At 60.6% G+C, this 15628-nt stretch carries 11 protein-coding genes; 7 read left to right on the top strand and 4 right to left on the bottom strand.

The window, feature by feature from the left end; translation table 11 throughout:
- Window positions 1-66 precede the first annotated feature (66 nt).
- From M9924_08870 to M9924_08840, 7 genes are all read left to right on the top strand, one after another.
- The gene (locus tag M9924_08870; GenBank protein ID MCO5064520.1) at window positions 67-1275 is read left to right on the top strand and encodes an efflux RND transporter periplasmic adaptor subunit; all 1209 of its coding nucleotides are present in this window, start codon (window positions 67-69) and stop codon (window positions 1273-1275) included.
- On the top strand, window positions 1272-4352 hold the full coding sequence (locus M9924_08865; GenBank protein ID MCO5064519.1) for an efflux RND transporter permease subunit: 3081 nt from the start codon (window positions 1272-1274) through the stop codon (window positions 4350-4352). Before M9924_08870 ends, M9924_08865 begins: the two co-directional genes overlap by 4 nt.
- 127 nt (window positions 4353-4479) lie before the next feature.
- Window positions 4480-5586, top strand: coding sequence for a porin (locus M9924_08860; GenBank protein ID MCO5064518.1), 1107 nt, complete (start codon window positions 4480-4482; stop codon window positions 5584-5586).
- Between the two features lie 155 nt (window positions 5587-5741).
- Window positions 5742-5927 (top strand): hypothetical protein, encoded by a 186-nt coding sequence (locus M9924_08855; GenBank protein MCO5064517.1) that lies wholly within the window; start codon window positions 5742-5744, stop codon window positions 5925-5927.
- A gap of 210 nt (window positions 5928-6137) precedes the next feature.
- A complete protein-coding gene (locus M9924_08850) occupies window positions 6138-8096 on the top strand; it encodes an EAL domain-containing protein (protein MCO5064516.1) in 1959 nt (652 codons plus the stop codon).
- A 78-nt stretch (window positions 8097-8174) separates the two neighbouring features.
- Window positions 8175-9617 carry an amidohydrolase family protein gene (locus M9924_08845; GenBank protein ID MCO5064515.1) on the top strand — a complete coding sequence of 481 codons (1443 nt, stop codon included), beginning with the start codon at window positions 8175-8177 and terminating at the stop codon, window positions 9615-9617.
- 36 nt (window positions 9618-9653) lie between these two features.
- Entirely contained in the window at window positions 9654-10676 is a 1023-nt protein-coding gene (locus tag M9924_08840) for an AI-2E family transporter (protein ID MCO5064514.1), read from the top strand.
- Here the strand turns inward: M9924_08840 and M9924_08835 are convergent.
- The 4 genes from M9924_08835 to M9924_08820 all read right to left on the bottom strand — a co-directional run bounded on the left by M9924_08835 (window position 10670) and on the right by M9924_08820 (window position 15500).
- Entirely contained in the window at window positions 10670-11641 is a 972-nt protein-coding gene (locus M9924_08835) for a spore coat U domain-containing protein (GenBank protein MCO5064513.1), read from the bottom strand. The genes M9924_08840 and M9924_08835 overlap by 7 nt on opposite strands.
- Window positions 11642-11648: 7 nt before the next feature.
- Window positions 11649-14222, bottom strand: coding sequence for a fimbria/pilus outer membrane usher protein (locus M9924_08830; protein MCO5064512.1), 2574 nt, complete (start codon window positions 14220-14222; stop codon window positions 11649-11651).
- A 63-nt stretch (window positions 14223-14285) separates the two neighbouring features.
- A complete protein-coding gene (locus M9924_08825; protein ID MCO5064511.1) occupies window positions 14286-14999 on the bottom strand; it encodes a molecular chaperone in 714 nt (237 codons plus the stop codon).
- Window positions 15000-15008: 9 nt separating this feature from the next.
- Window positions 15009-15500: a spore coat U domain-containing protein gene (locus M9924_08820; GenBank protein MCO5064510.1), complete on the bottom strand. Its 492-nt coding sequence runs from the start codon at window positions 15498-15500 to the stop codon at window positions 15009-15011.
- Window positions 15501-15628 lie beyond the last annotated feature (128 nt).

Genomic DNA, 15628 nt, shown 5'->3' with positions numbered 1-15628 from the left:
GTTTATATCACCGACCTTTCGGTCCTGCCCAACACCTATCCATAGAATACAAACCTCGGTGAGGTCATCGTGAAGCGTTTCCTTATTGCAGCCCTGCTGCTCCTGCTTGTCGCCGTTATCGTTGTCGGCGTGGTGGGTTTCAATTTCATGCGCGACAAAGGCATCGCGGCCTATTTCGCGAATATGCCGCGCCCTGAAATCACCGTTTCCACCGAGGAGGTGAAGGAAACAAGCTGGACGCCCGAGCTGGAGGCACTCGGAACGGTCGCAGCCAACCAGGGCGTGAACCTGTCGGTCGAAACGATGGGCATCGTCAAGGACATCCTGTTCAAGGCCAACGACAAGGTGGAGGCCGGACAGGTTCTCGTCCAGCTCGATGATGCGGTGGAACGCGCCGATCTCGAAGCCGGCAAAGCGACCGCCGCCAACAACAGGCTGGCTCTGGATCGCGCGCTTGAACTGCAACGCCGGGGCGTAGGTTCGCAATCGACGCTGGACGAAGCCCGCGCCGCATCGGTGAGTTCGGAGGCTCAGGTCAACAGGATGCAGGCCGTGCTCGACCAGAAGCAGCTTCGCGCACCGTTTTCGGGCACAGTCGGCATCCCGCGCATCGATGACGGCCAGTATCTCGAGCCGGGAACGACCGTGGTCACGCTCCAGGACCTCGAAACCATGCGCGTCGATTTCACCCTTCCCGAACAGCACCTGTCCGAACTCAAGATTGGCCAGGCGCTCCGGCTCGGGCCACGCGAAGGCGAATTGTCGTTCACCGGAACGATCACCGGCATCGACCCGCGCGTAGACCCGGCCAACCGGCTCGTTTCCGTGCGGGCACAGGTGTCGAACCCGCAGGGCAGGCTCACCCCCGGCCAGTTCGTGCAGGTGCGCGTGCAACTCGACGAGGTTCCAAACGTGATCGCCGTCGGTCAGACGGTCGTCGTGACCAGTCTCTATGGCGACTATGCCTATGTCGTGCGCCCGGCCGACGCGCAGAAGGAAGACGCACCCGCGCCGGCACAGGGCGCGGCGACCGCGGCCGAAGTCGCCAAGCCGGAAACGCCGCAGTCCGGGGACGCCAAGCCGCAGGAGCCGAAGCTCGTCGCGGCACAGGTATTCGTCAGGACGGGCCGCCGTTCAGAAGGGTCTATCGAGGTCGTGTCCGGCCTTAAAGTCGGAGACATGGTCGTCACGGCAGGCCAGAACCGCCTGTCCAACGGCTCGCCCGTTAAGATCGACAACACAATCACCCTCGGCACCAGGGGCCAGCCGCAATGAACTTTTCAGATTTCTTCATTCGCCGCCCGGTGTTCACCACCGTGCTGGCGCTGATGATCATGCTGCTGGGTTTGCAGGCGATCGTCCAGCTTCCGATCCGCCAGTATCCCAAGGTGGACGAAACGGTGGTGACGATCACAACCAGCTATCCGGGCGCAAGCGCGGATTTGGTGCAGGGTTTCATCACCGCGCCCATCGCGCGCGCCGTGTCGTCCACCGAGAATGTGGACTACGTGACCTCTTCCAGCCGATCCTCGGTGAGCGTCGTGACCGTGCAGATGAAGCTCGGCTCCAACCCGGATGTCGCGGTCACTGAAGTGCTCTCGAAGGTGCAGGGCGTTCGCGGCCAGTTGCCCGAGGATGCGCAGGACCCGGTGATCGTGAAGGGCACGGGCGACCAGTTCGCGCTCATGTACATCACGCTCCAGAACCCCAATATGACGCCGGAGCAGGTAACCGAATATATCGAGCGCGTTATCCGGCCCCGCATGTCCACGGTCGAAGGCGTCGCCGACGCCCAGATACTCGGCGCGGCCGACTATTCGATGCGCGTGCGGGTCAATCCGGTCGCGCTCGCGGCGCGCGGCCTGACCGCGACGGAAGTGCTCGCCGCCATCGCCAATGCCAACTTCCTCTCGGCGCCCGGCAGCACCCAGAACGAATATGTGGTGCACACCATTACGGTGAAATCGACGCTGCAGACGCCGGAAGGCTTTGCCGCGCTGCCCCTGCGCACGACAGACGGCAACGTCGTCAGGCTGGGTGACGTCGCGAAGGTGGAACTGGCAGCCGAGAATACGGACGCGCGCGTCAGTTTCAACGGCAAGCCCGGCATCTTCCTCGGCATCTTCCCGACGCCGGCGGCCAATCCGCTGAGCGTCGCGGAAGAAGTCACGAAGGAAGTCGGGGCCATCCAGCGGACATTGCCGCAGGGCATGTCGATGGAAGTCGTCTACGACTCGACCGAGCAGATCAGCGCCTCCATCGAGGAGGTGTTCAAGACCATCGGCGAGGCCGTCGCCATCGTCGTCGTCGTGATCCTGCTGTTCCTGGGTTCCTTCCGTTCGGTCCTGATGCCGATCATCACCATCCCGCTGTCGCTGGTCGGTGTCTGTTTCGTGCTCTACTTCATGGGCTATTCGATCAACCTGCTGTCGCTTCTGGCAATGGTGCTCGCCATCGGCCTTGTCGTGGACGACGCAATCGTCGTGGTCGAAAACATCCATCGCCATATGGAACAGGACCACATGACGCCGCTGCAGGCGGCGTTCAGCGGCATGCGCGAGATCGCAGCGCCCGTCGTTGCCATGACCATCACCCTTGCCGCCGTTTTCGCGCCGCTCGCCTTCATCGGCGGCCTGACCGGCGCACTGTTCCGCGAGTTCGCGTTCACGCTCGCAGGCGCGGTCGTCCTGTCCGGCATCATCGCGCTGACGGTGACGCCGATGATGGCCGCACGCATCCTGAAGGAGGGCCAGCCGGGACGTTTCCAGCGATTCGTGGACAACAGCTTCGAGCGGGTCGAGCGCGTTTATGAACGCATGGTCACAGGCTCGTTGAACATGCGCCCGGTCATGCTGCTGATGGTTCTGGCGCTGATCGGCGTCACCGGCTTCATGTTCATGAAGACCTCGACCGAACTGGCGCCGGAAGAGGATCAGGGGTTCCTGCTGACGCTGGTGACCGCGCCGAACTACGCGACCTCGGACTATACCGAAACCTATGTGAAGCAGATGACCGAGCTGGTGCAGGACATTCCCGAAACCCGCGCGATCTTCTCCGTCGTAGCGTTCGCCAGCGGCGCGACAAACCAGGCCTTTGTCGGCTTCGCCTTCAAGGACTGGGCCGACCGCGAACGCTCATCGAAGGAGTTGCAGGCCGACATACAGGGCCGTATCTCCAAGGTCGCAGGCGTCGAGGCATTCGTCTTTGCGCCGCCCACCCTGCCCGGCTCCGGCGGCGGCCTGCCGATCACCATGGTGGTGCGCACCACAGGCGATGCCTCGCGCGTTTTCGAGGTCGCCGACGAGATCAAGCAGAAGGCGCAGGCGACCGGACGCTTTATCGTGGTCCAGAACTCGATGTCCTACGACACGCCGCAGGTCACGGTAACGATCGACCGCGATCGCGCGGCGGCGCTGAACATTCCCATTGCGGACATTGGCCGGACGATGAGCCTTCTGGTCGGTGATGGGGAAATCTCGAAGTTCGACCGCGATTCCGACAGCTACGACGTCATCATGCAGATGCCGCAGGAATACCGGAACAATCCGAGCAAGCTTGGCGACCTGTTCGTGCGCAGTGAAACCGGCGAGATGGTGCCGCTGTCCGCTGTCGTCCACATAACGACCAACGCTTCACCTGCCGCCATCGAGCAGTTCAACCAGTTGAACTCGGCCACAATCTCGGCTTTGCCGCTGCCGGGCGTGACGACCGGCGACGGCCTTGCGGAACTGGAACGGATCGCGCAGGAGACGATGCCGGAAGGGTTCTTCATAGACTATTCCGGCCAGTCGCGACTGGAGAAAGAGCAGGGCAACACGATCCTGATCGCCTTCATCATGGCCGTGATCGTGATCTACCTGGTGCTTGCGGCGCAGTTCGAGAGCTTCCGCGATCCGCTCATCATCATGATGGCGGTGCCGCTGTCGATCTTCGGTGCGGTGCTGCCGCTCAACATCGGTCTCGGCACCTTGAACATCTACACACAGGTCGGCCTGATCACGCTGATCGGCCTCATAACGAAACACGGCATTCTTCTGGTGGAGTTTGCCAACCAGCAGCAGGAGGAGCACGGCCTGTCGATCCGCGAAGCGATCATCGCTTCGGGCCGCGTCCGCCTCCGCCCGATCCTGATGACCACAGCCGCCATGGCGCTGGGTGTCGTGCCGCTGATAACGGCGGCAGGCGCGGGCGCGGCTTCGCGCTATTCGATGGGTCTGGTGATTTTCACCGGCATCCTGATCGGCACGATGTTCACGCTGTTCGTGGTGCCGATGTTCTACACCTTCCTCGCGCACAAGCATGAGCACAAGCCGGTGGAAGACGGCCACTCGGCAGTGCCCGCCCACGCCTGAAGGGACGCGCCTGTTGTGATTCGGCAACGGCGCGGACCATTCAATTCGACCGGGATAAAACCTTATTGTCGAAGTCCAGTTTAAGGCGCATAGCTTTGATCACGCTTATGTGAGCTTGAGGTGGGACATGAATATTCGGGCCGTGCTTTTGGGATCTGCCGCAGCCTTTGCAGCCATGCCGGCGGCGTTTGCCGCCGACGCGGTTGAAGTCGTGGCCGAACCTGAACCGATGGAATATGTGCGCGTTTGCGACACATACGGCACCGGCTATTTCTACATTCCCGGAACGGAAACCTGCCTGCGCATCGGCGGCTATGTCCGCTACGATATCGGCGTGGGCGACGGCCCCTATGGAGGCCGTCAGACCATCGATCATACCGACGGCGGCACGAACGACACCTACTACAAGGAAGGCCGGTTTTCCTTCCAGACATGGACCGGAACCGAAACGGAACTCGGCACGCTTTCGACCTATACCGAGACCAAGTTCAACTATGTGAACGGTGAAGGAACGAGCGTCGAGGCCTACTTCATGTGGATCCAGCTCGGCGGCTTCCGGGTCGGCAAGGATGAATCCGCTTTCGGAACCTTCTCCGATTATGCCGGCAGCATAATCGCCGACGACATCATCCCCTATGGGCCGTTCGAAACCAACCTCGTCAGCTACACCTACGATGCGGGGAACGGGTTCAGCGCGATCCTTTCGCTCGAAACCGGCGAGGCCGGCTCCGACTATGAAATCGACAGCTACATGCCGCATGTGGTCGCCGCCGCGAAATATACGGGCGACTGGGGCGGAGTGAGCCTGACCGGCGGCTATGACAGCGTCATCGAAGAAGTCGCCATAAAGGGCCGTCTCGATATCACCATAAACGAGCAGTTCTCGGTCTTTGCCATGGCCGCGTGGGGTTCCACGGACGACAGCCTTGGCGACTATGGCAATTTCAACAACTACAAGACCTGGGCGGGCGACTGGGCAGCCTGGGTCGGCGGCACTTACCAGTTCACCGACAAGGCAAGCTTCAACTTCCAGGGCTCCTATACCGACGGCGGCGACTATATCGGCGACGCACAATGGGCGCTCGTCGCGGATGTCGACTATGAGCTGGTCAAGGACCTGCACATCATTCCTGAAGTCACCTATTCCGATCTCGACCTTGCGGACGGCGCTGGCCACAATGAACCGGGCGGCGACGGCCTTGGCGGAATGCTGCGCATCGAGCGCAGCTTCTAGGACGATCCACGAGTCCGGTATGTCGGCGGAGATGGCGTACGTGCCGCCGACAAATGGCGGGGACGGAGCAACCGTGCATCCTGCCCGAGAAGGGATGCAACGATTTCTTGGCTCGCGAATTACACTCCGATGTCAGAGATCGAGGAGGGCACGCCATGTCCACATCGATAGACCGGGATCAGGTAACGGACCTCGCCGAGAGCACCGGGCTCAGCGAGAAGGAAATACGGGAAATAATAGAACTCGTCGGTCCGAACAGGTCCTCAATTATCCGGGAAGCCACAATTCTGAAACGCAGCCTCGCGGCGTTCGGCAACAGCATGGTTTGGAAGGCGCACTGAATGTAAGGTGCGCTTCACCATGCGCATAATACTGCATATGCGTTTACCGAAACGAAACCGGGGTCGATCACTTTGCACGGTCGTGACGCGGAGTGCAGCCCATTCATGCATGGGCCATTTTTGTTGAGACTGGCAAAAAGCAATGACCCTGCAAGCAGTTATTGGAAGGGCTACGTTCACCCCGGGAGTTGAAGAAGGCTTTGAAAAGCCGTGACCGGGCCGGACAACGGTCCAGCACAGGTTCTGGCAAAAAGCCGTCCCATCTCTCTGGAGAACGCCACGCCCCAGTCGGAAATCCTCGAAACGCAGATCGTCGAGGATCAACTGGCCGAAGCCCGATCCGGGCTTTGGATATCCATGCCGATCAGTGCCGCCCTGTCGCTCCTCATTCTGTCCATGGAGCACAGAACGGGCCACGGCTGGAATTCGCTGCTCTGGTTCACCTGCGTCAATCTCGTGAACGGCGCGCGCCTCGCGCTCGCGTCGGGACCTATCGGAACAAGGCCGCATCGCCAGCTTGACCAACTGAAAGTGCTGGCGCTGATTTCCGGTTTCTGCTGGTCCTATCTCGCCGTGCTCACCAATGGTTTCACGCAGCCCGGCTCAACCTTCCACATCATCATTCTCGCCGGCATCTGTGCGGGCGCGGTGACCTATGGGGGGTCATGCGCCTCCCTGTCGGTCAACTTCATCGCCCCGCCCCTTGTCATTTCCGCGAGTGCGCTCGTCTGGCGCGGAACGTTTGAAAGTTGCGCACTCGCTTTCGCGGTCTGTCTCTTCTTCCTTGGGCTCTTTCGCAGCGCGAACACGACGGAGGAGCGCTTTCTGGAACTGAGTCGCCTGAGGCGAAAAGCGGAGCTTTTCGCGCAGGACATGGAACGAAGCTCCCGCGAGGACCCGCTGACCGGCCTCCTGAACCGACGAGGTTTCGAACACGCACTCACGACTATTCGCAACGATGGAGCAACCGTTGCGGTACTGGCGATCGATCTCGATGGTTTCAAAGCGATCAATGACATCTATGGACATTGGATCGGAGACCAGATTCTGGTCGATGTCGCCCGCAGGATATCGCGCTGGGCGCCGTCCAACGCCATCATCGCACGCGTTGGCGGCGACGAATTTGCAGTGGTTCACAAGATCGGTGAAGGCACAGATATCGGCGATAGCGAGCTTCAGAACCTGATCGGGTCGCTGACGAACCCCTTTCCCCAGGCCCCGGCCTCCCGCATCGGGGCCTGCATCGGTGTTTACAAGACAGGGGACCTCGACCTGAGATCGATGCTGCTGCATGCGGATGTCGCGCTTTATGCTGCAAAGGCGCGCGGCACGAATGCCTTTTACATATTCGACGAGAAGCTGCGTGGCGAGCTTGAGCGCCGCCAGGACATCCAGCGGGAAATCCCGAGCGCAATCGCCTCGAAACATCTCACGGCCTGGTTCCAGCCCGTCGTCAACATGGAGAACAGCACCGTAGCCGGCTTCGAAGCCCTGCTGCGTTGGGTTCATCCGACCCACGGACCCATTCCGCCGCCAGAGATCATCGCCGCCGCGCGCGAGACGGGCTCGCTACCCTCGATCACGGAGATGGTCTTCGCCAATTGTTGCGATCTTCTCGAACGCCTGGACAGAACCGGCTATCCAAAGGTCTGGGTCGCGATGAACCTTTCGCCGCTGGAACTGGAGGCGACGGATACGCAGAAGGCGATATTGGAGGAGTTGCAGCGCCGGGGGCTTTCCGCAAAGCAGTTTGAAATCGAGATCACCGAGGAATCCTCGCTTGACTATGCTCGGGTGAACGACAAGCTGAAAAACCTTGCGGATGCAGGGGTCTCAATCGCGCTCGACGATTTCGGAACAGGCTTCTCGACATTCTCCTCGATCAAGAACGGCTGGATAACGAAGATCAAGATCGACAAGGAGTTCGTTATCGGCTCGCCCACATCGCTGGATGACGCCCAGTTGGTCAAATCCATCATCGACCTTGGCAAGGCGCTTGGCATCAAGGTCTCGGCGGAAGGCGTCGAGACACGGGAAAGTGCGGCGCTCCTCTTGAAGCTCGGCTGCAAGCTTGCGCAAGGATTTCTGTATTCGAAGCCGGTTCCGATTTCGGACGTGCCGGAAACGATGAAAGCGATCGAAGCGAATAAATCCGGTTCGGCATCGTAGGAGAACAATGCACCTTCGCGGTGGATGGATGGGGTGTGCGATGCTACCATCCGGCATGCATGCGAGAGGGAGTCGACCATGCTGAGAATTGGCGGAAAGTACCAGCATCTCGTCCATGGGCTTGGCTGTGCATGCCACAGTCCCGAATTGCAGGCAGCTTCAAGACGCCTCGACGCATTCTCGCGAAGAAGCTTTCTGGCCGGGCTCGCCGCGTCGGCGGCTGTCGGGGCAGGCTCGCGGCGCAGCTACGCGCAGGCGGCGGAACCGCCGTCGAAAATCGCGCTCACCAATGCGCGCATATTCGATGGCCTTTCCAACACGCTGCAAACGGGCGCGCAGGTGCTGATCGAAGGAAGCCGAATCGCCGCGATCGACACGACGAATGCGCAACCGCCCGCCGACGCGCGTGTCATCGATTGCGGCGACCGCGTTCTGATGCCCGGCCTTATCGATGCGCATTGGCATACGCTCTATGCCGCCGTACCGCTGAACATTCTGATGACAGGCGATCTTGGCCTGGTTTTCACGACCTCCACCGCCGAGGCCGAGCGCACGCTGATGCGCGGTTTCACGACCGTACGCGACCTCGGCAGCCCGGTATTCTCCTTCAAGCAGGCAATCGATACCGGCATCATCCCGGGGCCGCGCATCTATCCGTCAGGCGCGATGATCACCACATCCGGCGGGCATGGCGATCTGCGGATGCCATATGACATCCCCCGCGACGCCGGACAGTTGAGCCTGAGCGAAAGGATGGGCAGTTCGGCCATCGCCGACAGCGAAGGCGACCTCAAAATGAGGATTCGCGAGCAATTGCTGCAGGGCGCGTCGCAGGTCAAGCTGGTCGGTGGCGGCGGCGTTTCGTCCCCGCGCAGCCCGCTCGACATTTCCACCTTTAGCGAAGACGAGATCCGCGCAGGCGTCGAGGTGGCGCGCGACTGGAATACCTATGTGACGGTTCATGCCTACGCTCCGAACACCGTGCAGCGCGCATTGAAGGCTGGAGCCACCTGCATCGAACACGCCCATCTGATGGACGAGGAAACCGCGCGCATGATCGCGGAAAAAGACGTCTGGCTGAGCATGCAGCCATTTCTCAGCAACGACGATGTTGCCGCGCAAAGCGGCCCCAGCGCCGAGCGCGCCCGGCAGCTTTTCGCAGCCACGCCGCGCGTTTACGGCTTCGTCAAGAAATACGGCATCAAGACCGCATGGGGGTCGGACGTCCTGTTCTCGCCTGCCCTGACCCCGCGCCAGAACTTCATGCTGACGCATCTGTCCAACTGGTACAGCAATGCAGAGGCCCTTCGCATGGCGACATCGGTCAACGGGGAACTGCTTGCGCTCTCGAACCTGCGCAATCCCTACCCCGGCAAGCTGGGCGTCATCGAGAAGGACGCCTTCGCCGACCTTCTGGTCGTTGACGGCAATCCGCTGGACGACATCCGGCTCATCGAAGACCCCGGAAAGAACTTCGCCGTCATCATGAAGGATGGCGTCGTACACAAGAACACGCTCTGAATGCGGGAAAATCCGGGGCAGATTCAGGCAGCGGGAATGAAATCCGCCCAACTGGCGCTGGTGCTGATCGCGACGATCCTGTTTGTCGCGGTTATGCGCATTGCAGGCTCGGTTTTCGCGCCGCTCGCCTTCGCGCTTTTCATCATCGCACTGGCATGGCCCGTGCAACGCCGCATGCAGGAGGCAATGCCAAGGGCGCTCGCTCTGGCGCTTACCTTTCTTGGCGTCGTTCTTGTCGTTCTCGGCTTTGCCTCGCTCGTCGCCTGGGCGTTCGGACGGGTCGGTCGCTGGCTGATCTCCGACGCGGCGCGCTTCCAGCAGATCTACGACCAGATCCGCCTATGGCTGGAGGCGCACGGCATTGCAGTAGCCGTCCTGTGGTCGGACAATTTCAGCGCGACATGGATGCTGCGCACAGTACAGAGCCTCAGCGGACGCTTGAACACGACCATCACGTTCTGGTTCGTGACGCTGGTCTACGTCCTGCTGGGTCTCATGGAGGTCGAGCCTTTCGCGCGGCGCGCCAAGGGCCTGAAAAACCGGACGGTCGCCGGCGTGCTGCTTGCCGGAAGCCGGCTTACCTCCGAAAAGATCCTTCGTTACATGCTGGTGCGCACCGCCATGAGCCTGCTCACAGGATTGCTCGTCTGGTTGTTCGCCCGTGCGATCGGCCTGTCGCTGGCGGAGGAATGGGGCTTCATCGCATTCGTGCTGAACTATATTCCCTTTCTCGGGCCGCTTATCGCGACGCTTTTACCGACGCTCTTCGCCATGACCCAATTCGACAATTGGGAGTCAGTCGCCGGGGTGTTCATCTGCCTCAACCTCATCCAGTCGGTGATCGGCAGCTATGTCGAACCGCGCGTTTCGGGTTCGGCGCTGTCCATGTCTCCGCTGATCGTGCTGTTTTCGGTATTCTTCTGGGCCTATGTGTGGGGCATATTCGGCGCGTTCATCGGCGTGCCGATCAGCATTGCGATCCTCGCCTTCTGCGCACAGCATCCTTCGAGCGCATGGCTTGCCCAATTGTTCGGCAGCGACAAGGCCGAGGCTCAATAAATGACGTTGACGACGACGATGTCGGTATAGGTCCCGAAGTTCGGCGTGGTCTGCGCGGGCACCTGACCGTAGACCGGAAAGCTCTGATTGAAACCCGTGCCGGTCGCGCTCACGTCCTGGCTGTCATTGTTGCCCCATCGCGATGTGCGTTGGACATCACTGTAAAGCTCGTACTGAACATATTGCGAATTGAGGCGCATTCTCCGCTTGCCGCCCGAGTAGTTCTGCCCGTTCAGAAGCCTTATCCTGTATGTCGTGGTCGGCGTGCATTTGATCGACAGAGAGCCCTGCCCGTTGATTGTGCTGCTGAGGCTGCTCACCGACCCGAAATTGACGTCCGTCGAGGAAACTTCGCAGTATCGGTCACGCTGCGCCTTGATGTTGAATGAATCCGAATCCGTCTTCCATCCCGAAACATCGCTGCAATCGAGCTCATTGTTGTAATATTTGTAGTTGATCCGACCATCGGCCCCCGTGAAATTCGAATTGTATGTTGCAGGAACCACCGTCGCCTGGCCGGCAAAATAGCGTGAAAAGATCGTGCGCGAAATCGATGCATATCCGCCGCCGTTCAAGGTCGCCAATATCATCGGAGGCCGTTGCGGGTTGCCCCAGAGCGCCGACCCCCAGATGATCGACCGGCTCGCATCGGAATAAAGCTGGTAGTCTACCGTATCCGACCCCGAGGTCGACTTGAGCAAGCGGGGATTGCCGGTCGTAACACCTCCTGAACCGCTGCCGATACTCGGGCATATCACGATCGTTCGCCCCGACGTTCCCGTGCAATCTCCCGTGAATGAAGAGGTGATGTCGGTCGCCGCATCCGTCACGTCACCGAAATTCACATCCTGAAAGGTGAAGTTGCAGCTTTGCGCTGATGCGCACGCAGTCGACAGACCGATCGCAAACAGCGCAGCGACCAGCCGCGCGACGAGTGGACAGGTGTTGACGCCGGGGAGTTTCATTTCGCACCTACCTGCAAACGACGTTCTCAATCGCGGATTGTTCGTCTTTCGACGGCGTAAACCCGAACGTCGCGGTGCAGCTCTGCTCATAGCCCGTACGCACCGTGACCCTGTTCGTCTCGTGCAGGCCGGACAGATAGGCCTGCCCGTCATAGCCGATGATGAAGTCGTCGCCGCCCTCAAGCTGGCCACCCAGCCCCACTTCCAAAGGACTGCCCTCTTCGTCCACCAGCGTCACGATGGCCGCGCCGACATTCTCGGCCACACCGAAATCGACATGCACGCCGCTCTTCCAGGCAGGCACGACAATGGTCTTTGTGGCGGAGATTTGGGCATCGATCGGCAGCCCGTCGGGATTGATGGCGATGGTGTTCTTTTCATTCGACACCATGTCCGGGACCAGCATTTTGCCGCGATAGTCGGACTTGCCGACAAGGCGATTCTGATGAAACACTTCGACGCCCGGCGCGCCGACATCGATGGCTGCGAACGCATCGTCTATGCGACCGCTCGCAAAGACGTCCGAACCGACCATGGCGACCGCGCCGTCAAACTCGGCGGTGGCGCGCATCTGGCCATCGCCCTGATCGATACCGGCCTCGGCCCGCCCCCAGCGCGTACGATAGCTTCCCGTCGCTTCGCGCACCTCACTCTCGCCCTGAACTGCCCTGATGCGCCAACCATAGCTGCCGATCTCATTCTTTTCGGACTTCGAAACCTCGGCGCCGACGTCGGTGTTGTCCGAACCGCTTTCCATGTAGAACTCCGAATTCATGTCCTGGCCCAAGGGGAAGGACACACCCGCATAGACGCCAAACTGGTCATCCTGGTCGAGATCGACAAAGGCGGATGCATAGAGCGAATATTTGCCCATCAATTGATGGGTCGACGAGAGGCTGACGATGCGGCTGTCCTCTCCATCGTCCGTCTCGATCTGGGTGTATGCGAGGCTCAGGCTGGAAAAATCGATCGGGCTCGGAATGCCGAGCGCGGCCTGAATCACCGTTCGCGGCGTGTCGGGGCTGTCGAACACCTGCTCGGTGCCATAGGTCTCCGACTGCGAGGTTGCCGTAAGGGAGGCGATGTCCTTGTAGGACCCGAAGGTGCGCTGCACCCTGCCCATCACGTTCCAATCCCTGTAGGCCAGTTCGATGCTTGCGCTCGCCAATGTGCCGACCTCTCCGTCGCTGTAGCTGCCTGCGCCCGCAAGCGACATCGAGCCGAACTGGAACAGCGGAAACGTCGCGCCCAGACCGCCGTTGAGCAGGTTCTGGCCGATTTCCGTGTGGCCTTCCAGAGTGAGGCGGTTCGACAGGCCGTATCGGGCGCTGGCCACGCCGTATATGTCGCCGTCATAGTTGAACGATTCGAGGCCCGTATCGCGCTTGGGAAAGCCGACCTCCGCCGAAAAATCCCACAAACCCTTTGCCAGCATCTCGCTCGAAATGAAAAAGGGAAGGCTCGCTTCGGTCTCGCGGCCAAGGCTGTCCGTCAGGATCACACGCGCTTCGCCAGCCCCCGCATAGACCGGCATGTTGTTGATTTCAAAAGGCCCTTCGTCCAGCGAGCCCGAATAGGTCATCGCGTTCTGCGTAAAAACCTGGATGGTGGATGGAACAGCCGCGCTGCCCTTGAAACTCGGCATCGGCAAGGTGACGAGGTCCGGCCTCAGGCCGAAATTCCTCTCGACCTGCACCCCTCCCAGATAGACCGGACGCGTCCATGACAGGCCGCCAGAGACAATGTCGCCCGCACGGTAGGAAACCGCCCGCTTGGTGTCCGCGTAGCTCCATGTCGTCGCGCCTCGCGTGAGGCCGCGCATCGGGCCATCGGTATAGGAGGCGACAAAGCTGTTCTCGAGCACGCCGTAGGGTGAGAAAACACGCGCATCGAAATTCCCCGACACGCCGGAAAGAATCCCTGTCTCATCCGCCTCCTGCAAATTGTTCGTGGCGGCGAAAAGCGAATAGTTCACGACCGAGCCGAAGCTGGACGCAGCGCCGGGCCTTTTATCTGGCTCGTCATCCTTCAGGTCGAGGACATGCGTGGCCCGCCCATCGGCGCCGGTCTCGAAGTCGAGCCTCTGGCTAGTCTCATCCATGCGGTAAGTCAGCGCGGACAGCCGGCTAAGGACCACGAACCCGTCCTCATTGATCGCCGTGTCCATCGGCTTGATCCCGACCTCCGTCAGTTCGTCCGGCTCCACCACCAGCTCACCGTCTGGCAGCTCGACGAAATGGCCGATCAGGTTCGTGGATTTGCCATTGATGAACACCTCCAGATAAAGGTCGCGCACGCCGGTTTCGTTCACTTCGCCGGTCGATGCTGCAGGCGGCGTGGCCTGCTCGCCGGACGGCTCCTGTCCCGCTGCCGCATGAACATCGGCAAGCAATCCCAGCAAAGCCGTCGCAAGCAGCGCCAGTCCGGCAAACAGCGAATGCAGCACCTGCGGCCACCGCCTTCCCGGTGCGGTTGCACCGGCGGCTGCCAAAGGCCGATTTGATCGCTCCGCATGGAGAATGTCCCCGTCTGGAAGCAGGTTTTCAACTCCGGTCACGCGAACGATTGGAACTGGTGTCATGGCAGGGCCGGTCGGCAGGGCGGCGATGCTGCCGTCACTTGCGAATGCCGGTTGTCCGGCTTCCTACTTCCCCCTCAGCGAAGCCGAGGACTTTATTTTCCCCATATTGCTGTCTGCGCTGAGGTCCAGCGTTCCGGTCGGGACTTTCCCCGGCAGCGGAAACGACATCGCCGAACCCCCGAGCACATAGCCAACCAGTCCATTGGTTTTCAGGATCGGCTTGCCTCCGCTGGACAGCACGAGGTCGGTGATCTTCAGGCGCATCGACCCGGAGTTTCGTCCAGTCAGGACCGTCCGCCCCTCTGCTCTTGACAGGCTCCACGCCACCTTTGGCTCGGCGGCATGGTCTTCGGTGAAGAATATCGGAATCGATTGCCGCACGACGAGATTGATCTTGTTCGGCCTCGTTTCCAGCTTCTGGGGCAGCTCATCGACAAACAATCGATAGCTTTCCTCACCTCGAACGGGAGTCTTGGAGAGCCTCACCACCCGCACGACATATTCGTCGTCCGGAGACAGCTTGACCGTCGGAGGACTGGCGACAACCGCCTTGGTCCGTTCGAGTTTCTCCACGCCGTCGACCTGGGACCATTTGAACACGCGAATCTGCACATAGACCGGCTCCTTGGCACCGTTCCTGAGAACGACCTGGGAAGCGGCGGCCGGTGCAATGAGGCTTATCGTCGTCGGTGAAACGCTGATCGATGCGGCGCAGGCGGATATGATGCCTGCGCCGAGTATCGCCAGCGCGCCGAGCGCCGCCACGATCCGCGACATTGCCATGGCCTAGAACGACACCGTAACCGTGACGGTGTCCGTATAGTCCCGCGCGCTCGGCGTGACCTGCGGCGGCACACGGCCATAGATCGAGAGCGACTGGGCGTCGCCGTTGCCGGTGCCGGAATAGAAATTCGTGCCGGCGATATCGCCCCAGACGAGCGTCCGGGCGGCGTCGCGATAGAGCCCGTAGCTGACCGTTTCCGAACCGCCCGTCATCTTGCGCACGCTTTCGGTCGCGCCCGAACCGGTGCCGGCGCTCAGGCCGACCTTGTACGCCGCCTGGTTCGTGCAGGTCACGCTGAGCGTGGTCTGCTCGTCGATATTTGCGTCCAGAAGGTCTTCACTTCCGAAGTCGAGATCGGACGGCGTTTCGACCGAACAGCCGTTGGTGATCGTTATCTTGACATTCAGGTTGGTGGTCACGGTGGCGGCGCTCGCCTGTGAGACGGGTGTTGCAGCCATCAGCACTGATAGTGCCAAATACTTGATTTTACGCACGAAAAATCTCCAAAATTGCCCCACGACGGGACCTTGTGAGTCCCTTCAACTCATATTAGTACACTATGAAATACTTTCAAAGAAACTAATCAATTAGAACAATGGAATTTTACACGCCATCGTTAACG

The organism is Rhizobiaceae bacterium, from assembly GCA_023953835.1.
GTDB lineage: Bacteria > Pseudomonadota > Alphaproteobacteria > Rhizobiales > Rhizobiaceae > Mesorhizobium_G.
This window is presented reverse-complemented; position numbering and strand designations above follow the sequence as displayed.

Bases quoted from the DNA above. Each gene is read 5' to 3' on its own strand.
- M9924_08825 (MCO5064511.1), bottom strand. From the start codon at position 14,999: ATGTCGCGGATCGTGGCGGCGCTCGGCGCGCTGGCGATACTCGGCGCA.
- M9924_08830 (MCO5064512.1), bottom strand. From the start codon at position 14,222: ATGACACCAGTTCCAATCGTTCGCGTGACCGGAGTTGAAAACCTGCTT.
- M9924_08865 (MCO5064519.1), top strand. From the start codon at position 1,272: ATGAACTTTTCAGATTTCTTCATTCGCCGCCCGGTGTTCACCACCGTG.
- M9924_08840 (MCO5064514.1), top strand. From the start codon at position 9,654: ATGAAATCCGCCCAACTGGCGCTGGTGCTGATCGCGACGATCCTGTTT.
- M9924_08835 (MCO5064513.1), bottom strand. From the start codon at position 11,641: ATGAAACTCCCCGGCGTCAACACCTGTCCACTCGTCGCGCGGCTGGTC.
- M9924_08855 (MCO5064517.1), top strand. From the start codon at position 5,742: ATGTCCACATCGATAGACCGGGATCAGGTAACGGACCTCGCCGAGAGC.
- M9924_08860 (MCO5064518.1), top strand. From the start codon at position 4,480: ATGAATATTCGGGCCGTGCTTTTGGGATCTGCCGCAGCCTTTGCAGCC.
- M9924_08845 (MCO5064515.1), top strand. From the start codon at position 8,175: ATGCTGAGAATTGGCGGAAAGTACCAGCATCTCGTCCATGGGCTTGGC.